At 71.3% G+C, this 23,293-nt stretch carries 21 protein-coding genes and 1 pseudogene; 13 read left to right on the top strand and 9 right to left on the bottom strand.

Annotated elements, in window-relative coordinates; translation table 11 throughout:
* The first annotated feature begins 3 nt into the window (after positions 1-3).
* The 3 genes from ACIQV3_RS01465 (at position 4) to ACIQV3_RS01475 (ending at position 2,829) form a co-directional block, all read left to right on the top strand.
* Positions 4-1,122, top strand: coding sequence for a fatty acid desaturase family protein (locus ACIQV3_RS01465; protein WP_403708575.1), 1,119 nt, complete (start codon positions 4-6; stop codon positions 1,120-1,122).
* A gap of 144 nt (positions 1,123-1,266) precedes the next feature.
* Positions 1,267-1,590 carry a plasmid stabilization protein gene (locus tag ACIQV3_RS01470; protein ID WP_403708577.1) on the top strand — a complete coding sequence of 108 codons (324 nt, stop codon included), beginning with the start codon at positions 1,267-1,269 and terminating at the stop codon, positions 1,588-1,590.
* 285 nt (positions 1,591-1,875) lie between these two features.
* The gene (locus ACIQV3_RS01475; RefSeq protein WP_403708579.1) at positions 1,876-2,829 is read left to right on the top strand and encodes an AraC family transcriptional regulator; all 954 of its coding nucleotides are present in this window, start codon (positions 1,876-1,878) and stop codon (positions 2,827-2,829) included.
* Between the two features lie 15 nt (positions 2,830-2,844).
* Here the strand turns inward: ACIQV3_RS01475 and ACIQV3_RS01480 are convergent, their stop codons facing one another.
* Together ACIQV3_RS01480 and ACIQV3_RS01485 are read right to left on the bottom strand one after the other, a co-directional pair.
* A complete protein-coding gene (locus tag ACIQV3_RS01480; RefSeq protein ID WP_403708581.1) occupies positions 2,845-3,222 on the bottom strand; it encodes an STAS domain-containing protein in 378 nt (125 codons plus the stop codon).
* Positions 3,223-3,409: 187 nt separating this feature from the next.
* Entirely contained in the window at positions 3,410-4,138 is a 729-nt protein-coding gene (locus tag ACIQV3_RS01485) for a VOC family protein (protein WP_403708583.1), read from the bottom strand.
* A 287-nt stretch (positions 4,139-4,425) separates the two neighbouring features.
* On the opposite strand from ACIQV3_RS01485, the gene ACIQV3_RS01490 reads away from it, so the two are divergent.
* The 4 genes from ACIQV3_RS01490 (at position 4,426) to ACIQV3_RS01505 (ending at position 6,937) form a co-directional block, all read left to right on the top strand.
* The gene (locus ACIQV3_RS01490) at positions 4,426-5,097 is read left to right on the top strand and encodes a HemK2/MTQ2 family protein methyltransferase (RefSeq protein WP_403709134.1); all 672 of its coding nucleotides are present in this window, start codon (positions 4,426-4,428) and stop codon (positions 5,095-5,097) included.
* 4 nt (positions 5,098-5,101) lie between these two features.
* Complete coding sequence (locus ACIQV3_RS01495; RefSeq protein WP_403709136.1) at positions 5,102-5,368, top strand: CDGSH iron-sulfur domain-containing protein; 267 nt, start codon at positions 5,102-5,104, stop codon at positions 5,366-5,368.
* Positions 5,365-6,420, top strand: coding sequence for an iron-containing redox enzyme family protein (locus tag ACIQV3_RS01500; protein ID WP_403708585.1), 1,056 nt, complete (start codon positions 5,365-5,367; stop codon positions 6,418-6,420). Before ACIQV3_RS01495 ends, ACIQV3_RS01500 begins: the two co-directional genes overlap by 4 nt.
* Positions 6,421-6,526: 106 nt before the next feature.
* Positions 6,527-6,937 carry an SsgA family sporulation/cell division regulator gene (locus tag ACIQV3_RS01505; protein ID WP_403708587.1) on the top strand — a complete coding sequence of 137 codons (411 nt, stop codon included), beginning with the start codon at positions 6,527-6,529 and terminating at the stop codon, positions 6,935-6,937.
* A gap of 60 nt (positions 6,938-6,997) precedes the next feature.
* Here ACIQV3_RS01505 and ACIQV3_RS01510 read toward each other — a convergent pair whose 3' ends face one another.
* The 3 genes from ACIQV3_RS01510 to ACIQV3_RS01520 form a co-directional block, all read right to left on the bottom strand.
* Positions 6,998-8,092 (bottom strand): glutamate--cysteine ligase, encoded by a 1,095-nt coding sequence (locus ACIQV3_RS01510; protein WP_403708589.1) that lies wholly within the window; start codon positions 8,090-8,092, stop codon positions 6,998-7,000.
* A 166-nt stretch (positions 8,093-8,258) separates the two neighbouring features.
* The gene (locus ACIQV3_RS01515; protein ID WP_403708591.1) at positions 8,259-9,167 is read right to left on the bottom strand and encodes a hypothetical protein; all 909 of its coding nucleotides are present in this window, start codon (positions 9,165-9,167) and stop codon (positions 8,259-8,261) included.
* A 236-nt stretch (positions 9,168-9,403) separates the two neighbouring features.
* Complete coding sequence (locus ACIQV3_RS01520; RefSeq protein ID WP_403708593.1) at positions 9,404-10,867, bottom strand: hypothetical protein; 1,464 nt, start codon at positions 10,865-10,867, stop codon at positions 9,404-9,406.
* Positions 10,868-11,374: 507 nt separating this feature from the next.
* Between ACIQV3_RS01520 and pgm the strand changes: the two genes are divergently transcribed.
* Together pgm and ACIQV3_RS01530 are read left to right on the top strand one after the other, a co-directional pair.
* Positions 11,375-13,015 carry a phosphoglucomutase (alpha-D-glucose-1,6-bisphosphate-dependent) gene (gene pgm / locus ACIQV3_RS01525; RefSeq protein WP_403708595.1) on the top strand — a complete coding sequence of 547 codons (1,641 nt, stop codon included), beginning with the start codon at positions 11,375-11,377 and terminating at the stop codon, positions 13,013-13,015.
* 155 nt (positions 13,016-13,170) lie between these two features.
* Positions 13,171-14,811 (top strand): oleate hydratase, encoded by a 1,641-nt coding sequence (locus tag ACIQV3_RS01530; RefSeq protein WP_403708597.1) that lies wholly within the window; start codon positions 13,171-13,173, stop codon positions 14,809-14,811.
* Between the two features lie 61 nt (positions 14,812-14,872).
* Here ACIQV3_RS01530 and ACIQV3_RS01535 read toward each other — a convergent pair.
* The 3 genes and pseudogenes from ACIQV3_RS01535 to ACIQV3_RS01545 all read right to left on the bottom strand — a co-directional run.
* Positions 14,873-15,013 (bottom strand): annotated as a pseudogene (locus ACIQV3_RS01535) (DUF6357 family protein); the annotation flags it as partial.
* 107 nt (positions 15,014-15,120) lie between these two features.
* On the bottom strand, positions 15,121-16,299 hold the full coding sequence (locus tag ACIQV3_RS01540) for a PP2C family protein-serine/threonine phosphatase (protein WP_403708599.1): 1,179 nt from the start codon (positions 16,297-16,299) through the stop codon (positions 15,121-15,123).
* Positions 16,296-17,903, bottom strand: a complete 1,608-nt coding sequence (locus tag ACIQV3_RS01545; protein ID WP_403708601.1) for an ATP-binding protein — start codon at positions 17,901-17,903, stop codon at positions 16,296-16,298. Before ACIQV3_RS01545 ends, ACIQV3_RS01540 begins: the two co-directional genes overlap by 4 nt.
* A 113-nt stretch (positions 17,904-18,016) precedes the next feature.
* Between ACIQV3_RS01545 and ACIQV3_RS01550 the strand changes: the two genes are divergently transcribed.
* Complete coding sequence (locus ACIQV3_RS01550; protein WP_403708603.1) at positions 18,017-18,802, top strand: response regulator; 786 nt, start codon at positions 18,017-18,019, stop codon at positions 18,800-18,802.
* Positions 18,803-18,875: 73 nt separating this feature from the next.
* Entirely contained in the window at positions 18,876-19,256 is a 381-nt protein-coding gene (locus tag ACIQV3_RS01555) for an ATP-binding protein (protein ID WP_403708605.1), read from the top strand.
* 81 nt (positions 19,257-19,337) lie between these two features.
* On the opposite strand, the gene ACIQV3_RS01560 is transcribed toward ACIQV3_RS01555, so the two are convergent.
* The gene (locus ACIQV3_RS01560; RefSeq protein WP_403709138.1) at positions 19,338-20,186 is read right to left on the bottom strand and encodes a YihY/virulence factor BrkB family protein; all 849 of its coding nucleotides are present in this window, start codon (positions 20,184-20,186) and stop codon (positions 19,338-19,340) included.
* Between the two features lie 244 nt (positions 20,187-20,430).
* Between ACIQV3_RS01560 and lanKC the strand changes: the two genes are divergently transcribed.
* Both lanKC and ACIQV3_RS01570 read left to right on the top strand, forming a co-directional pair.
* On the top strand, positions 20,431-23,118 hold the full coding sequence (lanKC, locus tag ACIQV3_RS01565) for a class III lanthionine synthetase LanKC (protein ID WP_403708607.1): 2,688 nt from the start codon (positions 20,431-20,433) through the stop codon (positions 23,116-23,118).
* Positions 23,115-23,249, top strand: a complete 135-nt coding sequence (locus tag ACIQV3_RS01570) for a SapB/AmfS family lanthipeptide (protein ID WP_215025788.1) — start codon at positions 23,115-23,117, stop codon at positions 23,247-23,249. The genes lanKC and ACIQV3_RS01570 overlap by 4 nt, the downstream gene beginning before the upstream one ends.
* Positions 23,250-23,293: the final 44 nt, after the last annotated feature.

The raw sequence follows: 23,293 nt of genomic DNA on the forward strand, positions 1-23,293 counted from the left end.
ACCTTGACCGCCATCGACCCCACCGCCCACCTGACCGCGGAGCAGATCGAGGAGCTCGGCCGCGAGCTGGACGCGATCCGCGACGAGGTGATCGCCGACCGCGGAGAGAAGGACGCCGCCTACATCCGTAAGGTCATCTCGGCGCAGCGCAAGCTCGAGCTGGTCAGCAGGGGCGTGCTGCTGTTCTCGATCTTCCCGCCCGCCTGGCTGATCGGCACCGCCGGGCTGTCCGTGGCGAAGATCATGGACAACATGGAGATCGGCCACAACATCTTGCACGGCCAGTGGGACTGGATGCGGGACCCGAAGATCCACTCCACCACCTGGGAGTGGGACCACGTGTCTCCGTCCGAGCAGTGGAAGCACTCGCACAACGAGCTGCACCACACGTACACCAACGTGATCGGCAAGGACAACGACCTCGGCTACGGCATCATGCGCGTCGACGAGGACCAGAGGTGGCACCCGTTCCACCTCGGCCAGCCGCTGTGGAACTTCCTCAACGCCTGCTTCTTCGAGTACGGCATCGCCGCGTACGACCTGGAGCTCGGCAAGAACCTGCACAAGCGCCGCCGCAAGAACCCGGAGTTCCGTGCGCGGGCCAAGGCCGTGGGGCGCAAGATCCGCAAGCAGGTGCTCAAGGACTACGTGATCCACCCGCTGCTGTCGGGCCCGTCGTTCCTGCCCACGCTCGCCGCCACGTTCACCGCGAACCTGGTCCGCAACATCTGGACCCACTCGGTGATCATGTGCGGGCACTTCCCCGAGGGCGTACAGGTCTTCGAGCGCCGTTCGATCAGGGGCGAGACGCGCGGCCAGTGGTACCTGCGCCAGATGATGGGCTCGGCGAACATCAGCGGCAGCAAGGCCATGCACTTCATGACCGGCAACCTGTCGCACCAGATCGAGCACCACCTGTTCCCGGACCTGCCGAGCAACCGGTACGCCGAGGTCGCGGTGAAGGTGCGCGCGCTGTTCGAAAAGTACGAGCTGGAGTACGTCACCGGCCCGCTGCCCAAGCAGGTGTTCTCCGCCTGGCACAAGGTCTTCCGGCTCTCGCTGCCGAACAAGAAGCCCAAGGTCAAGACGCCGGACCGCGAGCAGGAGCTCGTCGCGGCCTGATTCATCCGTCGCGCCGCTGCCCACTCCTCCGCTGCGGTAGCTCGCGTTCCTGTGCCCCGTGTGAGCCGCGTTCGTGTGGGCAGGCGCAAGGCGGGTCCGGGGGATCCGCCACCGGGCCGGCACGTGACGACTCGAGGAGTGGCCATGCCTCGCGGTTCCAGTCCCAAGCGGGAGCGGCAGTACGAGCACATCAAGGAGAGCGCCGAGGCACGCGGCGAGAGCACCAAGCGGGCGAAGGAGATCGCGGCCCGCACCGTCAACAAGGAGCGGGCGCGCGCCGGCGAGTCGAAGACCGCAAGCCGGTCCTCGACGGAAGACATGTCTTCCTCGAAGCGGGGCGGGCAGCGCTCGCACAGCGGCGCGCAAGGCCCCACGAAGGAGCAGCTGTACAACGAGGCGAAGCAGCGCAACGTCAAGGGCCGCTCCACGATGGACAAGGCCGAACTCAAGCGCGCCCTCGGTCACTGAAGACGAGGACGGGAGAGTGCCGCAACTGACGCGGGATCGCCGCAACGACGCGGACCTTGGCCCGCGTGTCGACTCCCACGGCCCCGCCCGGCACGATCCGGGCCCGGTGGCGGCTGCAGCGCAGCGACACCGCCAGGGCTGAACGGGCGGTCGGGCGGTGGCGACGGCCGATGCGAGAATGGCGGGAGTGGCCGCAAACCCTGTCCCTCGGGTCTGGGGACGGCGTCATCATGGGCGCGACATCCCGGGGGAGGGCGCCGAGTCGTCGGGGAGGGGGAGCAGTCGGTGGAGAGCCTGCTTTTCGACAGCGGAGACCTGGAGGCCACGCAGGAGTTCCTGTCCTCGGCCTACACCCCCATGCGGATCGGCGGCCGCCCCGCGGAGACGCGGGCGCGGATCTCCCGTAGGGCGGTGGGCGGGCTGAGCGTGGACCGGCTGGAGTTCGGATACACCTTGGCCTACGACGCGGGCTGCCTCGGCAAGGTCTGCCTGGTGACGATGCACGCCGGGACGATCGTGGACACCACCGGCGGCCGGGAGGAGGTGTTCGGCCCGGGCGAGACCTTCCTCCTGGCCCCCCACGACCGGCCGTACGCGGGACGGGTCCGCGAGGCCCGGTACACGATCACGATGTTCGATCCCCGGCTACTGGACCGGGTCTCCTCGACGCAGGCGGGCCGAGAGGTGCGGATCACCGGAGCCCGGCCGATCGCACCGGCCGCGAACCGGCAGCTGGGCGCGGCCGTCGCCTATCTGCGCGACCACGTTCTGGACGAGGCCTCCGCGTCCGGCGAAGGCAACCGACTGGTGGTCTCCACGGCTGCCCAGCACCTGGCGGCGACGGTCCTGGCGACCCTGCCGAACACCACGTACGCGCAGCGAAGGGACCCGAGGGACAGCCGCGACGCCGGCAGCGGCACTCTGCGCCGCGCCGTCGAGTTCATCGAGGCCAACGCACACCGCGACATCACCCTCGCCGACATTGCGGCATCGATTCCCGTCACGCCGCGCGCGGTCCAGTACGCCTTCACCCGCCACGCCGGCACCACGCCGCTCGGTCATCTGCGCCGCGTCCGGCTGGCCCGCGCGCATGCGGAACTCGGCGCGGCGGACCCGGCGTCCGGGGCGACCGTGTCCGGTGTGGCCGCCCGCTGGGGCTTCGCCCACCAGGGCCGTTTCGCCGCCGCGTACCGGAAGGTCTACGAGGTGGCACCGTCGGTCACCCTCGGTACGAGGTGATCCCGACGGGCGGTGTCACCACGCGGTCGCGGACCGGTCCGTGCCGTCGCCGACCGAGTCGGTGATGTCGAAGAGGGTGTCGGCGCCCGTGATGCTCAGCAGGCGCGACAACTGCGGGCTCGGGCCCGCGAGGGTCAGCGTGCGCCCGCTCTGCGTGCACATCAATCGTGCCTGCAGCAGCGCGTTGAGCCCGGTGGAGTCGCAGAAGGTGAGCCCGGCGAGAGCGATGACGACGCGCGCGGGGGCGTTGACGCCGGTACAGGCGGCCGACAGAACGGTGCGGAAGGCGTCGACGTGGTCGAGGTCCATGACACCGGTGAGCGTGATGACGGTGGCATCGGGGCGAGTGCGGACCGTGACGTCCTGCGGACCTGGGGGGTCGGTCGGGTTCACGCCACTCCTTCCTTCGGATGCGGTCGTGGAACCGTCCGCGGCAGCGGGTGCGACCGGTCGGGCTTCGCTCGTCTGCGTGGTTCGACCGTAGCCGCGGCAGGCGGAACCGACAGCCCCGTAAACGACGAGAACACCTTCTTCGTTTAACGGACCGCCGACCAGACCAGGCGGACGGGCGACGAGGCCTTCACCCCCGCGGTGCCAGGATGGTGAACAGGCCCCCCTCGGGATCCCGGAGGGTGATCCACCGGTCGGCCGCGGAGGTTTCCACGGGGGAGACGGGCCGCCCGCCCGCGCTGGTCGCGGCCGTGACGGCGGCCTCCAGGTCGGGCACCCGGAAATGGACGTGCCACCGGGGCCGGACGTGCGGGTCGGGGTCCTCGTCCACCGCTCCGCCGCTGATCCGTGCGACCGTGTCGTTGCCGTGGCGCAGGACGACGTGGTCGTGTTCGTAGGCCGCCGCGCAGGCTCCGGGTCCCTCGCCGGCCCAGTCCAGGACCTCCCCGTAGAAGATGGCGGCCGCGAAGGCGTCACGCGTACGGAGCTCCAGCCAGGCCGGAGCGGGGCCGTGGCCCACGCGCCAGTCCCGCAGGACGGCGCCCTGCCAGAGCCCGAACACCGCCCCGGCGGGGTCAGCGGCCAGTACGGCCCGGCCGGCGCCGAAGGCCAGGGGGCCGACGGCCACGGTCGCACCGCGCTCGCGGATGCGGGCGGCGGCGAGGTCGGCGTCGTCGGCGGCGAAGTACGGAGTCCAAGCGGCGGGCAGTGTCAGATCGTCGGCGAGCATCCCGAAGCCGGCGACCGGAGCGCCGTCACGGTGGGCGAGCGCGAACCGCTCGCCGAAGTGGGTGCCGCGGAAGGTCCACCCCAGTACTGAGCCGTAGAACCTCCGGGCGGAATCGAGATCGCGGGTCATCAGGCTCACCCAGCAGGGAGCGCCGAGTACCTCATGACTTGACGTGGTCGCAGCTCCGGGCCGCATCATGGCGCTCACCTCGCAGGGGGATCTCTCCACGGTAGCCTCCGGCGAGGAGGGGGGCCCTTTCCGTGTGAACCTCCGAAGATCGACTCCGTCTGAACCTCCGAAGATCCGCGCCGGTCCGGATGAGGTGCTCCGGACCGGGCAGGCGCAGTACCCGATCAAGTTCCGGCGGCCACTTCGAGGGCCACGGCTCAAGCGGAGGTACGGTGTCCAATCCAGCTCTGACCTCGGCTGCATTGCCCGGCAGCCTCTTGGCCCTGCAAGGCGTCTACCGGCCACAGGCCGATACCCGGCTCCTTGCCGATGCCCTCGCGCTCGAGGACATCGGCCCCCGGACGGAGCTCCTGGAGATCGGAACGGGTACGGGCGCACTGGCCCTGCACGCCGCGAAGAGGGGTGCCCGTGTCACGGCGGTCGACGTGTCCTGGCGGGCGGTGGCCACGGCCCGGCTGAACGCCCGGAAGCTCCGGCTTCCCCTCAGGGTGCTCCACGGGGACTTCGAGGCACGCACGGCGGGACACCGGTACGACATGGTCGTCTCGAACCCCCCTTACGTCCCGGCCCCGGAGAGCCGCCTGCCCACACACGGGCCCGCGCGGGCCTGGGACGCGGGAACCGACGGACGGGCGGTGATCGACCGCATCTGTGCGGGCGCCCCGGCCCTGCTGCGGCCCGGCGGGGTCCTGCTCATGGTCCACTCGGGCCTGTGCGGGGCGGGAAAGACCCTCGCCCGGCTGACCGGCGCGGGGATGACCGCGGAGATCACCGCGAAGGCGGCGGTGCCCTGGGGGCCCGTCCTGCGCTCACGCCGGGCCTGGCTGGAGCAGAGGGGTCTGGTGGACGCGGCGGAGCAATGGGAAGAATTGGTGGTCATCCGTGCCCGACTCCACTGACGACATCGCCGTCGACTGCCCGCGCCCCGACTGCCCGCGCCCCGCCGCGCTCGGGGAGGCGGACGCACGCCGGGTGTCGGTCGAGCCCGGTGGCCCGGTACTGGTGGAGGGCCCCGTGGAGATCGCCCTCGAAGACGGGACGGTGGCCCGGTCCGACCGGTTCGTCGTCGCGTTGTGCACCTGCCGCCGGAGCCGCACCCAGCCCTGGTGCGACACCAGCCACCGTCGCCGTGAACGCCCGGCGACGCCCGACGTCAGGAGCCCTCGATGACCCTGAAGCCCACGATCACGCCCGGCACGAGTGCCGCGGCCATCGCCCCCGGTCCCCACCTCGCGGACGGGCGGGGCGAACTCTCCGACGCCGTGATCGAGGCCCTGACATCGGGGGCCCCACCGGTGTACGCCCTCGGCACGGTGCTGAAGGCGGATCCGTGGGGCGAGGACCTGCAGCTCGCCCTCTACCTGCTGTACGAACCGCACTACCGGGGCTTCGAGGGAGTGGACGATGCCCGGGAGTGGGACCCGGACCTGCTGCGGCTGCGCCGGGCTCTGGAGGACCGCTTCCTGCACGCCCTGCGCACGGAACTCTCCGACGGGCCCAGATCGGTGGAGGAGGCCTTCGCCCCGCTCCTGGTGGAACCCGTGGACCTCTCCGACAGCCTCAGCCACCATCTCGAAACCGAGGGTGAGCTCTGGCAACTGCGCGAGTACGCGGCCCTGCGCTCCCTCTACCACCTCAAAGAGGCCGACCCGCACGTGTGGGTGATCCCCAGGCTGACCGGCCGTGCGAAGGCCGCGATGGCGGCCATCGAGTACGACGAGTTCGGAGCCGGGCATGCCGACCGCATCCACGCGCGGCTCTTCGCGGACCTCATGAGCGACCTCGGCCTCGAACCCGCCTACGGCCACTACGTGGAACAGGCGCCGGCGCCCCTGCTCGCGACCGTGAACCTGATGTCCCTCTTCGGTCTGCACCGGGCCCTGCGCGGCGCGCTCGTCGGTCATTTCGCGTGCGTCGAAGTCACCTCTTCCCCCGGCTCCCGACGCCTGGCCAACGCCATGCGGCGCTGCGGGGCCGGCCCGGCCGCCGAGCACTTCTACGCCGAGCACGTCGAGGCCGACGCCGTCCACGAGCAGGTCGTGCGCCACGAGGTCATCGCAGGACTGCTGACCGACGAGCCGGGGCTGGAACCCGATGTGGCCTTCGGCTGCACGGCGACCGTCTTCCTGGAAGACCGCCTCGCGACCCACATCCGTACGGCGTGGACGCAGGGAGCCAGCGCCCTGCGCACGCCTCTGCCCAGCCACGACACCACCGCATAGGGGAGATGCGGCCCCCTGCGCGCGGATTTCTGTGGGGCAGTGTGGCAGGCGGCGAGGCAGGGCAGACGAAGGGAGCCGTGCACCAGCCCACCCAGGAGGCCTGTCGATGTTCTGCGAGTCCGCTCCGGTCCCTGTGCGTCTTGATGCGTCGACGGGCGGTGTGCTCCTCCTCGTCCGTTTCTCGTACAACGACCGTGACCCGTTCGCGGTGCAGGCGGCGTTCTTCGACGGCCCCTGCCTCCTGGCACGTTGGCGCTTCGACCGGCAGATGCTCGCCGAGGGGCTCCACCGCCCGGTGGGTGAGGGCGACGTCGCCTTCCGTCCCCACGCGCGGGCCGGCATCGGTGAACTTCGGATCGACCTGCGCGGCCAGGGGGGTGAGCGGGAAGAGGAAGCCGTCCTCTTCGTGGATGCCGACCCGCTCGCGGTCTTCCTGGAGCAGACCTACACGGTCATCGGCGCGGGGGAAGAGTTCCTGGACCTCGACAGACTCCTCGACGAGTTCCTGGCCCGGTAGAAGCGGAACGTGGCCGGCACCGGCACCGGCACCGGCACGGGTGCCGGTGCCGGTGGGGAGTCAGGCCACGGATGCCGCACCGGTGATCAGGGCGAGCAGTCCGGGCAGTCCCCCTTCGGCCCAGGCGCGGCGTTGGCGGTCTGCGGGGGTGCCTTCCCGCAGGAGCCGGTGGATGAGGGCGCTGACCTCCCGGAGGTCACCGGCTTCCTCCAGGGCCGGGGTGATGTGCTGCAGGAGGGAGCAGAGCACGTCGCCGCTGGAGTGCGGGTGGCCGTACGGATCCAGCAGGGTGCGGTTCAGTCCGTGCCGGGCCGCGTGCCAGTTTCCGGCCTGCAGGAGCTCCTGGTCGCTCATGGCCAGGGGTGCGCCCGCCTTCTCCTCCGCGATCGACGTGGCGACCAGCGCCCGTACGATGCCGGCGAGCATGACGGCGTCCTCGGGCCGGAGCTGGACGTCCAGGCAGCGCACCTCGATGGTGGGATAGCGGTCGGAGAGGCGGGCCTGCCAGTACACCTGACCGCGGTCGGCGATCATCCCCGACTCCACCAGGGCGTCCAGACGCCGTTCGTAGTCGGTGAAGCCGCCGAAGACCGGCGGCGGGCCGCTCACCGGCCAGCGTCCGAAGATGATGGTTCGCCAGCTGGCGAATCCGGTGTCCCGCCCTTCCCACAGGGGTGAGTTACCGGACATGGCGAGCAGCGCGGGCAGCCAGCCACGTATCCGGTTCAGCACAGCGACGCCCGTTTCGGGGTCGGGGACGGCCACGTGGACGTGCATCCCGGAGATCAGGTGCTCGTCGACCAGCTGCCGTGCTTCCCCCTCCATCCGCAGGTAGCGCGGGGTGGGGGTCACGGGCACGGGCAGGGCCCCCCGGAAGGGTGCCGTACCCGTGGCGGCGATCCGGCAGCCGTTCGCTTCCGCGGCGGAGGCCACCGCATGGCGCAAGCGCAGCAGGTGTCCGCCCACCTCGTCCAGGCTCGAACAGACGGGAGTGGCCACCTCGATCTGGGCCTGGAGCAGCTCGTCCTGGACCTCTCCCCGTTCGGTGAGCGGCCCGAGGCCCGCTGTGCGGCGGACATCCTCCACCCGGGACACCGGCAGCCCGGTCACCGGGTCCACCAGCACGTACTCTTCTTCGACGCCTACCGTGATCACGTCCGGCGACTACCCCGCCACGCCTTGATCACGCGCCCGCCGTCCCGATGCCGCGAACGCGGTCCGCGCGGACACGGTCCGCACGGGCGGCCACCCGGGCTGTGCGACGGGAATCACTCCCGAGCAGGCCTCGCAACCGCCGGAGGTGCGGCGGTGCCAACTGGAATCAAGACCCGGCATTCGGTTTGGGCCCCGGAAAACGGGCCACAAGCGTGGACAGGGGAGTCCGCGGCGGTGAGCGCGCAGGGCTCCCGAGCGGCCCGAGCCGCGTAGTGGCCTCCCCCCCTGCCACTACGCGGCCGGGACGCCGACCGTACGATTCCCGCCCGTGATGTCGGTCAGCCCGGTGACTCCGGCCGTCCCCGGACAGCCCCTGGACCGGGTGCCGGACGCCTCCGGTCTCCTGGGCGCTGGCGGAGTAGATGAGGTCGGCGTCGGCCGCCCATTTGCGGAACGAGGCCACGTACTGGGAGTAGCGGTCACGGCCGGGGCCGTGGACGTACACGACCTGGACGCGGTTGCCCGTGCTGCCGTCTCCGTCGCACTGGACGGTCTGGCCCGCGGGGCCGGCGGCCACCGCGGCGACGGACTGGCCGCTGGCGGAGGGTGCGGGCGCCGCGGACTTGTCGGCCGCGCGGTCGGCGTCGGCCGCGGGCGCGTCCTGAGGACGCCCGCCGCCCGCGCCGCCGGCCGGGTCGTCGGCGGCGGGGCGAGCCGGGTCGGCCGCCGGTGCCGAGGCCTTGACCGCGGGCGCGATGTCCTTCGTGATGTCGACGCCCTTGGGCGGGGCGTCCGGGCCGTGGGTACACAGACCCGCGCGGGTCCGGTAGACGCCGGCACACCGATCGCCCTTCGGGGCGGGGGCGAGACCGTCGTAGACCATGCCGCGCGCGGTCTCGTTGGCGGGCGCGGCCGCGAGGGGTTCGGGCTCCTGGTCCCGGGCGGGCGCGGCGGCCGGTGCGGCGGCCTCCGTACCGGCTCGTACGGACACGGCCCGGGCATCATCGCCCAGTCCGGAGTAGGCGATGCCGGCGGCGATCACCGCCGCCGAGGCCATGGCGGCGGTGAGGAACATCAACCGCCGCGGCTTGCGCCGGTGTTCACGCCGTCTGCGTCCGTCACGACCCGTGAGGAAGGCGCTGCCCGGTCGGCTCGGCGGAGCACGGAGGTCTGCTCCACCGCCCACTGACGGAGCGTCCGGGCTCGCGTCCGCAGGTGCCGCGGCCTACTCCTCGGCCCCAGACCTCGGGGGCCGAGGTCTGGGGCTGGGAGTCCGTGCCGTTGAGCATCGGCATGCGCGGGGCGTCCTGGTCAGCGCTTGGAGATCCGGACCACTCCGGTGGTGGTGCCCTGGTAGAGGGTGCCGTCCGGGGCGGCCGTCCCGCGCATCTGGAGCGGGTTGTAGACCAGTCCGATGCCCAGGTAGGAGCTGGTGAGCTGGGCGCCGGTGGCCGGGTCGATGACGGAGTGGTGGTACTGGGCGAAGGTGTTCAGCCCGGCACTGCCGGTCGGGCCGCTCACGGAGATGGTGTAGATCTTCCCGTCGGCCAGGGAGAGCCGGGGGAGCGCGGCGGACTTCACCGGGCTGTTCCACACCACGTCGCAGCCGGTCCCCTGGGCGTTGACGTCGACCCGGCTGAGACCGCCGTCGAAGTCCGCGGACGCGGGGCTGCTCGCCGGAGCGCCCTCGGGCAGGGCCGGGTAGGGGTAGCCGTAGGTGTTGGTGACGAAGACGCTGCGGCCGGAGGCGATGACGGCGTCCTCGGTGCCGCTGCGGGCGTGCTGGGTGAGTACGGGGATCCGGCAGACCGGGTCGGGTCCGCCTGCCGCCCGGTAGACGAGCAGGTTCGGGTGCGGGGCGGCGTTGTCGACGATGGTGACGTACTCGGTGCCGTCGCCCGGTCCGAAGAAGCTCGGCGTGGTACCGGTGCCCCAGCTGAGCTGGCCGGGCTTGCGGGCCGGTCCCCGGTCGTACGGCGCCCGCCAGTCCACGACGGGGGTGCCGTCGGGGGCGGCCGACAGGAGGTAGAGGGCGTGGTCGGTGGCGACGGCCGTGCGGCCGGGGACGGTGGAGATGCTGTTCTGGACGCCCTCGCCGGTGCTGATGCTGCGCACCGCCCCGGTGCCCGTGTCGGCGGTACCGATGACGCCGCCGCTGGTGGCGAACCAGACCTTGCCGTCCCAGGCGGGGGTCAGGCCGACGATGTTGTCCCCGGCGGGGACGGCGTTGCCGAGGGGGGTGGACTGGTCGATCCGGAGCGTCCATCCGGATCCGGCGCGGTGGTGGCCGATGCGGACGAGGTTGTTGTTTCCGTCGACGACGACCACACGGTCGCCGTTGTCGAGGTAGGCGTAGACGCCGCCGAAGAGACTGCCCTTGGGCAGGGCGAGCGAAGCGAGGTCGGCGCCGGTGGCGGGGTCGAGGAGGTGGACGGTCGGGGTCTGGCCGAAAATGCTGGTGCACAGGGCGAGCACGTAGCCGTCACTGCCCACGACCACGGTGGGGCAGGCCGAAGCCAGCGCCGTGCGGCTGTAGTTGATGCCGGCCGTTCCGGGCCCCGGGTAGGGCGTGGTGCCACTGGAGGCACTGTCGCCGTGCATGGTCGCGGCGCCGTTGGCCGCGGTGACCGGGTTCTGCGGCGGCTGCGGGCCGTACGGGAAAGCCGGGTCGGCGGCGGAGGCGGGCGCTCCGCCGAGGCCCGCGGCGCTGAGGGCCACGGCGAGGGAGAGGGCGAGCACGGCGAGGCGCCCGCCCGAGGGCAGGGAGAACGGCATCAGGGGTCCTCGGAACTGGAGGGGGAGGGAGCAGCCGGGAAGCGCTGCGGACAACGAGGTGTGCTGCGAGGGGCCGGCGGTCACCATGGCCGTGCGAGACGCTGCGGCGCCGGCCCGACGCGGTGGTGCCGGCCGACGCGGCGGAAGCCGATGGTGCGGAGCCGATGGTGCGGAGCCGATGGTGCGGTTCCGGGCCCTTGGTTCCGGGGGGAGGTTGCTCCTCGGAACGGCTCTGTCAGGGACGCTAGCCGGTGCCCGTGCGATCCGGATCTTTCCGTGGCCGCCGGCCACGGCTTGTTCACGTAGTTCACGCTCCCGCAGCATCGGAGCAACAGACGGCGGGGTTGTCGCCGCCGTGGGGCCCGGCCGGGCACGCCCCAACCGCACGGGCCGTCGCCGCTCCCGCCGACGCGGGGCCCGGCAAGACCCGAAAGAGACGGCCCGGGCGGGCCCGGCTGGGCAGAATGGGGCCGTTCACAACGGTCGACCTTGCGGAGGAGCGGGAAGATGCACGATGTGCGAGCGGGGCAGATCGCCGGGCCGGAGGACCTCGTTGACGTGGCCCGCCTGGTCACGGCGTACTACGCACTGCACCCCGACCCGGCCGAGCCGGGGCAACGGGTGGCGTTCGGCACCTCGGGACACCGCGGCTCCTCCCTCGCGGCGGCGTTCAACGAGGACCACATCGCCGCCACCAGCCAGGCCATCTGCGAGTACCGCGCCGCGCGGGGCACCGACGGCCCCCTTTTCCTCGGCGCCGACACCCACGCCCTGTCCGAGCCCGCCCGCGTCACGGCGCTGGAGGTGTTCGCGGCCAACGACGTGACCGTCCTCATCGACCAGGCCGATGGCTACACGCCCACCCCGGCGGTGTCGCTCGCCATCCTCACCCACAACCGGAACCGCACCTCCGGCCTCGCCGACGGCGTGGTGGTCACCCCCTCGCACAACCCGCCCGCCGACGGCGGCTTCAAGTACAACCCGCCGAGCGGCGGCCCGGCCGGCTCCGAGGCGACCTCCTGGATCCAGGACCGGGCCAACGAGATCATCGCCGACGGGCTGAAGGCCGTACGGCGCATCCCGTACGGCCGCGCGCTGACCGCACCCGGCACCGGCCGGTACGACTTCCTCGGCACCTACGTCGCCGACCTGCCGAACGTGCTGAACCTGGAGGCGATCCGGGCCGCCGGCGTGCGCATCGGCGCCGATCCGCTGGGCGGAGCCTCGGTCGCCTACTGGGGCCGCATCGCCGAACAGCACGCGCTCGACCTGACGGTGGTCAACCCGCTGACCGATCCCACCTGGCGCTTCATGACGCTCGACTGGGACGGCAAGATCCGCATGGACTGCTCCTCGCCCCACGCCATGGCCTCGCTCATCGAGCAGCGCGACCGCTACGACATCGCCACCGGGAACGACGCCGACGCGGACCGGCACGGCATCGTCACGCCGGACGCGGGCCTGATGAACCCCAACCACTATCTGGCCGTGGCCATTTCGTACCTGTTCCCGCACCGGGAGCAGTGGCCCGCGGGCGCCGGGATCGGCAAGACCCTCGTGTCGTCGAGCATGATCGACCGGGTCGCGAAGGACGTGGGCCGACCGTTGGTCGAAGTCCCCGTCGGATTCAAGTGGTTCGTGGAGGGTCTGTCCGACGGGACGCTCGGCTTCGGCGGCGAGGAGTCCGCGGGGGCGTCCTTCCTGCGCCGCGACGGCTCGGTGTGGACGACCGACAAGGACGGCATCGTCCTGGCCCTGCTCGCCTCGGAGATCACGGCGGTGACGGGCAAGACCCCCTCGCAGCACTATGTCCGGCTCACCGACCGCTTCGGCGCCCCGGCCTACGCGCGTGTCGACGCCCCGGCCTCCCGAGAGGAGAAGGCGCTGCTCGCCAAGCTGTCCCCGCACCAGATCACCGCCGACACCCTCGCGGGAGACCCGGTCACCTCGGTCCTCACCGAGGCGCCCGGCAACGGCGCCGCCCTCGGCGGCATCAAGGTCACCACCGCCAACGCCTGGTTCGCGGCCAGACCTTCGGGCACCGAGGACGTGTACAAGATCTACGGGGAGTCCTTCCTCGGGCAGGACCATCTTGGCCGGGTCCAGGAGGAAGCCAGGTCCGTGGTACTGGCAGCTCTGGGCGGCTGACGCCTGGACCGCGCGGGGCCGCCCTGGGCCGCGTAAGTGAGGAACCGGGGGCGCGGCCGAGGCCGGGGCCGTGTCGCCCCGGCCGCCGCTGAGCAAGCGGCTGTACATTCCAACTGATTCGCACAGTCGTATTGCGCATCGCATTTCCGTTTGCTTTGCGTCTATTGTCCGGGGGCCGCATCACCGTCCTGGAACGGCTGAAGCTGCCGGGGGGCGCGCTCGACGGGATCAAGGAGCCGAAGAAGGGCTTCGTCATCCGCGGCGGCCGTGAGCTGGAGAACCGGATGGAGTGCCTGTGGGACCTCTTCCGGTCGGTCCCCTCCCTGGAGATCGAGGGTGCGTCGGTCCTCGACGAGTTCTACTGGCTGAACAAGGACGACCCGAACTCCTCCCTCCAGCGCGTCACCGAGCGGCAGGGCCAGGACGCGGGAACCGACGGGCTGTTCACCCTCGACGACCGCGCGCAGAAGGACATCGTCAAGGTCTTCCTCGCGACCCGCGAGGAGATGGAGGGCAAGCGCATCAGCGAGGTCTTCGGACGCTCCTTCCTCGACAGCAACTTCTGGCTGTACTGGCGCACCATGTTCGCCTTCGAGGAATGGCACAGCGCGCTGGAGATGAAGCTCTACCTGCACCGTTTCATCCACCACGTGGGCGGACTGCCGGACCTGTCGGCGCTGAAGTTCACCAAGTACAACCAGTACGAGTCGCTCGTGCTGCCCCTGACCCGGTGGCTGATCGGGCAGGGAGTCACCTTCCGCTTCGACACCGAGGTCACCGACATCGGCTTCGAGATCACCCCCGGCCGCAAGCAGGCGACCCGCATCGAGTGGCTCAGCGGCGGTGAGCCGGGCGGTACGGACCTCGGCGCGGACGACCTGCTCTTCACGACGATCGGCTCCCTCACCGAGAACTCCGACAACGGCGACCACCACACCGCGGCCCGCCTCGACGAAGGCCCGGCGCCCGCGTGGGACCTGTGGCGGAAGATCGCCCGCCACGACGAGGCGTTCGGCCGGCCGGAGGTGTTCTGCGGCAACATTCCCGAGAGCAAGTGGGAGTCGGCCACCGTCACCACCCTCGACGCGCGCATCCCGAAGCTGATCGAGAAGATCGCCAAGCGGGATCCCTTCAGCGGCAAGGTCGTCACCGGCGGAATCGTCACGGCCCGGGACTCCGGCTGGCTCATGAGCTGGACGGTCAACCGGCAGCCCCACTTCACACAGCAGCCCGCGGACCAGATCGTGGTTTGGCTGTACGGCCTGTTCACCGACCGTCCCGGCGACTACGTGGCCAAGCCGATGCAGGACTGCACGGGCGAGGAGATCACCCAGGAGTGGCTCTACCACCTCGGCGCTCCCGTCGAGGACATCGCGGAGCTCGCGGCCTCCGGCGCCCTGTGCGTCCCGGTGATGATGCCGTACGTCACCTCCTTCTTCCTGCCCCGCCGGGCCGGCGACCGCCCCGACGTGGTTCCCGAGGGCGCGGTCAACTTCGGGTTCATCGGCCAGTTCGCCGAGACGACGCGGGACACGATCTTCACCACCGAGTACTCCGTGCGGACCGGAATGGAAGCCGCCTACCGGCTGCTCGGCATCGAACGCGGCGTACCCGAGGTGGTCAACTCCACCTACGACATCCGCGCCCTGCTGGACGCGGCGGGTCACTTGCGCGACGGGAAGGCGATCGGCCTGCCCGGCCCCGAAATCCTGCGCAAGCGACTGCTGGGCAAACTGCAGGAGACGGAGATCGGCGAACTGCTGACCGAATTCGGGCTCATCCCCGAGGCGCCGTAGCCGCGGATCCCTCGCCGGAGCGGCCGGCGGCGTGTGCGCGGGCTCCTGGACCGCCGTCTCCATCCGATGCCCGTCGCGCCGAGCCGTGCGGATACTGGCCCGTGTACCTCAGAACCGCGGCGTCGAGCGGAGCGAGTACCGCTCCGCGCTCGGCGCGGCGGCGGTCCGCGTGGTCCACCTGAGCTCGTGTTCCGTTGGGCGCGGCGAGCAGCCGTCCTCGCGGATCACGGTCGGGATCCAGCCGCTGTCGCGCGTGAAACGATCTCTCTCATGGATGCCGCCGGTTCCGCGGATCCGGTGGTCACGGCGCTACGGACCGTCCCAGTCGAGGCGCAGGACGGCGAGGTCATCGGTGTGCCGGCCCGCGTTGAGGGTCTGGGCCTCCTTGATGAGGCGGTCGAGGAAAGTGGCGGGATCGGCCGGGGGCAGGCTGTCGATGAGGGTGAGCAGTCCGTCGACTTCGAGTCTGCCGGGAGCGGCGCCGTTGTGTCCCTCGGTGAGCCCATCGGTGTAGAGGGTGAGTGCGCCGGAGTGCGGGAGCGGGATGACGGTGGGCTGCCAGTTGCCGAGTTGCGGAGCGACGCCCAGGGCGATGCCGTGGGTGGCGCGGAGTTCGCGGGTTCCCTGGCTGGTGGTGAGGAGGGGCTCGTGGTGGCCGGCGAGGTGGAGGGTGGCGGTGCGGGTGCTCTGGTCGAGGGTGAGGAGGGCGCAGGTCGCGAACAGCGGGAGGTTGCCGCGTTCGGCGACGAGGAGCCGCTCCATGAGGTGGAGGAGTTCGGGGCCGCGGTGGCCGCCGAGGACGAGGGAGCGCCAGGCGATGCGCAGGCACACGCCGAGGGCCGCCGCGTCGGGGCCGTGTCCGCTGACGTCGCCGACCACAGCGTGCAGCAGCCCGTCGTCTTCCTCCACCACGTCGAGGAAATCGCCTCCGAGGAGGGCGCTTTTGGCGCCGGGCAGATAGCGGGTGGTGACGGCTATGGCGGACGTGCCCAGAAGCGGCTGTGGCAGCAGGCCGCGTTCGAGGCGGGCGTTCTCCTCCGCGCGGAGGCGAACGGCCTGGGCTTCGGCGCTGACGCGTTCGGTTTCGCTGCGGTAGACGGCGTAGCGGACGGTGCGGTGCAGCAGGTCCGCGTCGACCTTGCCCTTCACGAGGTAGTCCTGGGCTCCGGCGGCCATGGCGTCCGTGCCCGCCTGTGCTTCGGACAGTCCGGTCAGGACGATGACCGCTGTATGCGGGGCCAGGTCCCGCACGGTGGTGACCGCTTTGGTCCCGGACGTGTCCGGCAGGTGCAGGTCGAGGAGGATGCAGTCGACGGGTCCGCGGGTCAGTTCGGTGCGGGCTTCGTCCAAAGTCGTTCGCGTGATCAGCTCGAACCGGAGCCCGGTGTCCTCCAGGAGCTCCTCGACGATGAGGGCGTCACCCGCGTCGTCCTCGACGAGGAGGATGCGGTAGGTGGTCGCGACGGAGTCGGCAAGTGGTTCGGTCATGGCTGCGGCTCCGTGCCGGCGCGAGTGGCCTCCGGCATGCTGGACGGGCCGGGGTTCTGCGGGGGTTGGGGGGCGAGGGTGAAGGTGACGCGGGTGCCGTCGCGGTGCTCGGGGTCCACGGCGATGGTGCCGCCCTGGAACTCGACGATCTTCTTGCACATGGCCAGGCCGATGCCGCTGCCGCTGTAGACGTCCTTGGTGTGGAGCCGCTGGAAGATCACGAAGACCTTCTCGGCGTACTCGGGGGCGATGCCGATCCCGTTGTCGGTCACGGTGAACCGCCACAGATCGTCCTCCCGGGCGGCGGTGACGCGGATCTCGGGGGCATGCCCGGGGCGGCGGAACTTGACGGCGTTGCCGATCAGGTTCTGCCAGAGCATGCCCATCTGGGTGGGGTCGGCGGCGATCGTCGGCAGGGGGTCCGAGGTGATCGTGGCACCGGACTCCTCGATGCTCACCTCCAGCGACGACCGTGTCCGCGCGAGCACCTTGTTCAGGTCCACGTCCTGGTGGTCGTGATGGACCCGGCCGACGCGGGAGAAGTCGAGGAGGTCGTTGATCAGGGTCTGCATGCGGTTGGCACCGTCGACGGCGTACTCGATGTACTGGTCGGCTTTGGCGTCGAGCTGCCCGCCGTAGCGTCGTTGGAGGAGCTGGGTGAAACTGGAGACCTTTCGGAGAGGTTCCTGCAGGTCGTGGGAGGCGACGTAGGCGAACTGTTCCAGCTCGGCGTTGGACCGCTGGAGGTCGGCGGCCTGGGCGTCGAGACGCTGACGGGATTCCTCGGTGAAGGCGAGTTCCCGGACGAGACGCCGGCGCATGAAGTCGATCTCCGCACTGAGGCGCCGCAGGTCGGCGGGGCCCATCGAGGCGATGGGATGGTCGAAATCACCGCCGGCGATGGCCCGCGCGTCCGACCCGAGCTGTCCCAGCGGTGTCGTGATGCCCCTGCGCAGCCCCTCGAAGACCAGGATCGCCAGAAGGGCGATCACTCCGGCGATCGTGAAGAAAAGCCAGTTCCGTAGGGCCATCGTGGCCATCAGGTCGTCCCTCGCCCGCTCCCGCGAGGCCCGCAGTCGCTCCTGCTGGGCGGCCATCGTCGCGCGCACCGCGTCGAAGGTCGTCTTGCCCTCCGCGGCGCGTTCCGCGATCAGCGGGGAAGCCGAGCCGGCCGGTGAGGCGGCGATCGGCCGGGCGATCCGCTCCTGCCACGTCCTCACCGCGCTCTGGACCGCATCCAGGTCGTCGAGGCCTGCGCGGTCTCCGCGCAGCAGCTCCCGCAGCCGCGCGGAGTACTCCTGCTCCTCGGCGATCCCCTCGCGGTACGGATCGAGGAAGTCGGGGGCGCCGGTGAGGCCGTAGCCGCGGACTCCGGTCTCCTGGTTGAGCAGGGCGGATTCAAGCCGGAACGAGATCGTCAGCGCGGGGGAGCGGGTGTCCACGAGATCCTCGGTCAGCGAGGCCGTACGTCCGAGCACCCACGCTCCGGTCACCCCGAGCAGGACGAGTACCGACGAGGCGGCCGCCACTCCCGCGCGCAGCCAGCGCCGGGTCGTCCACGTGGCGAACTTCCGCGCGCGCGGAAGTTCTGGATCGCCGCTCATGCTGTAAATCCCTCCACGAAAAGCCGCCCAAGAAGGAGCGCGGCCCGCACACTCTAGAGGGAGGGCGACAACTCATGTTGTCGCGGGTAGATCTTGGGCCTAAGGTGCCCGGTATGCCTGGCAAGAATTTCGTTTTGCGGACTGACCCGCAGGAGACCGCCGCCGTCGTGGACGCGGCAGTCGGCGACCTTGCCAGACGTCTTGCCCTCCAACTGCTCCAAACCCCGGACAGTCCGGTACCGCAAGAGCCGTCGCGGCAAGGGCCGGCGCGGGCGCTGGCCCTTCTGCACCTGCTGGAGCACCTGCAGAAGGCAACGGAACGACTCCAACAGGAGACGGCCGGCGCGGCGGCCCGCGCGGGAGCCGGATACCCGCAATTGGGCTCCGCATGCGGCCTGACCCGGCAGGGTGCACGGCGCCGCTGGCCGGGACTCTTCCACCACACCGACGAAGCACCCATGGAGCATCCGATGATGACCACCCCCGCCCGGCCCTTCGACGTCCTCCTGGTCGAGGACGACATGGCCGACGCCCTACTCATCGAGGAAGCCCTTTCCGAGCGGGGAGCCCGCAACCTGGTCCAGGTCACCGACGGCGTCGCCGCCCTGGAACACCTGCGTGCCCCCGGCAGCGTCCGCCCCGATCTCATCGTCCTCGACCTCAACATGCCCCGCATGAACGGCCGGGACCTGCTCCGCATCCTGAAGAACGACGAGGCGTTCCAGACCATCCCCGTGGTCGTCCTCACCACCTCCTCCGCACCCGACGACGTCGTCGGCGCCTACAGCGGGCACGCCAACGCGTATGTCACCAAGCCGGTCAACCTGGATGAGTTCGAGAAGGCGGTCCAGAGCATCGACGCCTTCTACCTCGATACCGCGACGCGTCCCCGCAGCTGAGGCGCGAACCGGCGGCCGCGGTGGGATTCGGGGCGCTGCCGGGGAAGACGGAAGGGGGGAGAGAGGAGCTGTGATGTCAGGACCATCGGGTCCCGTGACGGGCCTCAGACCTGCGGATGCCCGGAAGGTCGCCCGGGAGGTTCTTTCCGCCCAGGGTGTGGCGGAGCGGGTCCTGGACGACGTGCTCACGGTGGTGGCCGAGCTGGTGACCAACGCGATCCGTCACGCGGGCGGCGTCACCGGCTTCCGCGTCCTGCGCCTCCCGGACGCCGTTGCGGTCGAGGTTTCGGACGCGTCACCGGTCCTGCCCCGTTCGCCGGGGACAGCGGCTTCGGTGCCGGGCGGGTTCGGCTGGCTCCTGGTCAACAAGCTCGCGGACCGTACGCAGATCCGGTCCGGCCGCGACGGAAAGACGATCACCGCCTACCTTCCCCTCGGCGTTCCGGCCGCTTAGCGAACCCGACTCTCCACGCGCCTCGGTTCGGGGTCGCCCCCGGGCCGTGACTTCTCGATCGGACCGTTGGCGCTGCGGACCCTATCCGACGGCCCGGGGGGTTTCCGATGGCCCTGGGGCATGGTCCTCCCGTGCGCGCTCGGCGTTGAACTGTGCTCCCGTGAGCAGGGCCAGGTTCGCGAACCAGAGCCAGATGACGAAGACCACGATGCCGGCCAGCGACCCGTAGACCCGGCCGTACGTGTCCAGCTCCGTGTACAGCGTGAAGAGCGCCGAGGCGGCCAGCCAGAGCAGGGCGGCCAGTACGCCGCCGGGCAGGCCCCGGCGGGTGCCCCGGCTCTGGGCCGGTCCGGTCCGGAAGAGCATCAGTACCAGCAGGGTGACGACGGACAGGAGCACGGGCCAGCGCAGGAGCGCGATCCCCTCGGCGCTCGCCCCGCCCGTGGTGTGCGCGAGCCAGCGGGCCAGCGGCCCGGACACCACCAGCCCCGCGGCGCCGACCACGAGCAGGACGAGCAGCAGCACGGCATTGGTGATCAGCGTGTGGGCGGCTCGGAGCGGGGGCCGGGTGTCCGGCACCTGGTGCATCGCGTGCAGGGCGCGGCGGAACACCGCGAGGTAACTGCACGCCGACCACAGGGCGCTCACTCCGCCGCTGATCATCAGGGCCCAGATCGAAGCGTGCCCGGCGGCGAGGCCGCCGAGCGCGTCGCGCAGCACCTGTGCGGACTGGGGCGGTGCGTACGAGGTGAGGTCGGTGATCAACCGCTCCCTCGTCGCCCCGCCCACGAACCCCACCAGGGACACCGCGATGACGAGCGCGGGCAGGAGCGCCAGTACGGCGTAGTAGGTGAGGGCGGCCGCGTGATCGGCGACGTTGTCGGTCCAGACGCGGACGGCGGTACGCCGCAGCTCGCCGCGGGTGCGCATCACGAGGGCGAGGGTGGGACGTTGTCCACTGAATGCTGCGCTGCGGGGGATGCCGGTCATGCCCCGCAGGTGCCCTACGGGGCCCGTCGCATGCGCCCGCGGGGAAGATCGCGCCCACGGGGGCGCGAGGAGACCCGCGGCATGTGACTCGTGAGTACTGCACATCCGGCGGTGACAGCGGTGACTGTCGGCGCCATCGCCGGACGTGACACGGTCGGGTCAGCAACCGACCGAGGGAGCAGGTGTGAACAAGGGGTACGCCGCCTTCTGCGACGCAGACCGCTGGTTCTACGACGCGCCGTACCGGCGCGCCGGCGAGAGCTACCGGGCCGCCCTCGCCCCAGTCCCGGCCGGATGGCGCTCGCACCGGAGCGGCGACTGGCTGGCGCTGCGCCCCGTGGACGCGGAACTCCCCGCCCAGGGCTGGAAGATCCACGTCTCGGCCACGCTCGGCAACGCCGAATCGCTGCTGACGACGGTGTACGAGTACTGCACCGCCCGGCGCATCGCCTTCAAGTTCGTCCCCAGCCAGTACCTGTTGCACCTGCGCAATGCCAAGTACGCCGATCGTGCGGCCAGCGGAAAGTTCATCACCGTGTACCCGGCCGACGAGGAGCAGTGCCGCCGGATCGCCCAGGACCTCGACGCCGCCCTCGACGGTGCGGCCGGCCCGTACATCCTGAGCGACCTGCGGTGGGGCGCCGGACCGGTCCACCTCCGCTACGGCAGCTTCACCCTGCGGCACTGCTACGACGAGCACGGCGAGCTGGTCCCGGCGATCGAGACCCCCGACGGGCAGCTCGTGCCGGACCTCAGGGGGCCCGTCTTCCAGCCGCCCGAGTGGCTCGAACTGCCCGATTTCCTCAAGCCCCACCTCGCAGCGCGCTCCGCGGTCACCCTGACCGGGATCCCGTTCACGGTGGAGCGGGCGCTGCACTTCTCCAACGGCGGCGGAGTCTACGTCGGCAAGGACACCCGCACCGGCGAGTCCGTCGTCCTCAAGGAGGCCCGGCCGCACGCGGGCCTCGCCGCCGACGGGGCCGACGCCGTGGCCCGGCTGCACCGCGAACGGGCCGCGCTGGACAGGCTGGCGGGCCTCGACTGCGTCCCCGCGGTCCGCGGCACCTTCACGCTCGGCGACCATCATTTCCTGGTCCTGGAGCATCTCGCGGGCCAACCGCTCAACACCTACTTCGCCCGCCGCCACCCGCTGATCGAAGCCGATCCCGACGCCGCCGAGCTCGCCGCGTACACCGAGTGGGCCCTCGCCATCCACCGGCGCGTGACGGAGGCCGTCGACGCCGTGCACGCCCGCGGGGTGGTCTTCAACGACCTCCACCTCTTCAACATCATGGTCGCGGAGGACGAGGCCGGGGAACCCACCGTCTCGCTCCTGGACTTCGAAGCCGCCGCGCACGTCGACGAGGGCCTGCGGCAGACCGTGGCGAACCCCGCCTTCGTCGCCCCGGCCGAACGGCGCGGATTCTCCGTCGACCGCTACGCCCTCGCCTGCCTGCGGCTCGCCCTGTTCCTCCCGCTGACCAGCCTGCTCGTGCTGGACCGGGCCAAGGCCACCCACCTGGCCACCGTCATCGCCGAACAGTTCCCCGTACCGCGGCAGTTCCTGGACGAGGCCGTCGAAGAAATCCTGACCGGAGCCCCGAACGAAGCCCCGAACGAAGCCCTGACCGGAGCCCCGGTCGGAGTCCCGGTCGGAGCCCCGAACGGCGGGCGCCGTCCCGCGCCGTCCGGCCCGTACCTGACCGTCGGGCCGGGGCAATGGCCCGCCGCCCGCACGTCGATGGCCGCGGCGCTGCGCGCGAGCGCCACCCCGGACCGAGAGGACCGTCTCGTCCCCGGTGACATCGCCCAGTTCGCGACCGCCGGCGGAGGCTTCGGCTTCGGCGTCGGCATCGCGGGGGTGCTGTACGCCCTCGCCGAGACCGGGGCCGAGGCCTGGCCCGAGGCCGAGGAGTGGCTGCTCGACCGGACCGCGAAGACCACGTCCGGCACTCCGCTCGGCTTCTACGACGGTCTCGCCGGCACGGCCTGGACGCTGCACCGGCTCGGACACGCGGGCCGCGCCCTCGACCTCGTCGACCAACTGCTGCACCAGCCCTGGCAGAGTGCGGGACCCGACCTGTACGGCGGACTCGCCGGCATCGGCCTGGCCCTGGACGCGCTCGGCGCCGCCTCGGGCGAGGGCGAACTGCACGCCGCGGCCCTGCACTGCGCCGAACTGATCGCCCGGCCCGAGCACCGACCCGCCCGCGCGGGCCTGCTGTACGGCAACTCCGGCCCCGCCCTGCTCCTCGTACGGCTGTACGAACGCACCGGTGACAAGGACCTGCTGCTCCAGGCCTCCCAGGCGCTCCACCGCGACCTGGACCGCTGCGTCACCAGTGCCTTCGGCACCCTCCAGGTGAACGAGGGCTGGCGCACGATGCCGTACCTCGGCGAAGGCAGCGTCGGCATCGGCATGGTGCTCGACGACTGGCTGGAACACGGCCCGGACGAGCGTTTCGAACAGGCCCGGCCGGAGATCGTACGGGCGGCCCAGGCGACCTTCTACGCCCAGCCCGGGCTGATGCGCGGCGCCGCCGGAATGATCCTCCACCTGGCCCGGACCACCACCCCGGGCCCCGGTACCGACACCGCGGCCGTCGCCCGCCAGATCGACGCGCTGGCCCGGCACGCGGTCCCGTACCAGGGCCACCTGGCCTTCCCCGGCGAGCAGATGATGCGCCTGTCCATGGATCTCACCACGGGCACGGCCGGCGCACTCCTCGCCCTCGGCAGCGCCGCGCCCGGCGGGCGCGCACACCTGCCGTTCCTCCCGCCGCTGCGCGAGCGCGCGGCGGCCCCAGAGCCGGCCCCGTCCGGGGCCGTGACCCATCGCACCACTCGACCGATGAAGAGGAATCTGACATGACGCTTCTTGACCTGCAGTCGATGGAGACCCCGAAGGAAGAGACCGCGGAGGTCGGCATGACGGGCGGCGGAAGCCGGGCCAGCCTGCTGCTCTGCGGCGACAGCAGCCTGAGCATCACGACCTGTAACTGACCAGGTCACTTGGGGCCCGGGCGGTTCGCCGCCCGGGCCCGCAC

Origin of the sequence: Streptomyces sp. NPDC099050 (genome assembly GCF_044759865.1) — a bacterium.
Classification (GTDB): Bacteria; Actinomycetota; Actinomycetes; order Streptomycetales; family Streptomycetaceae; genus Streptomyces.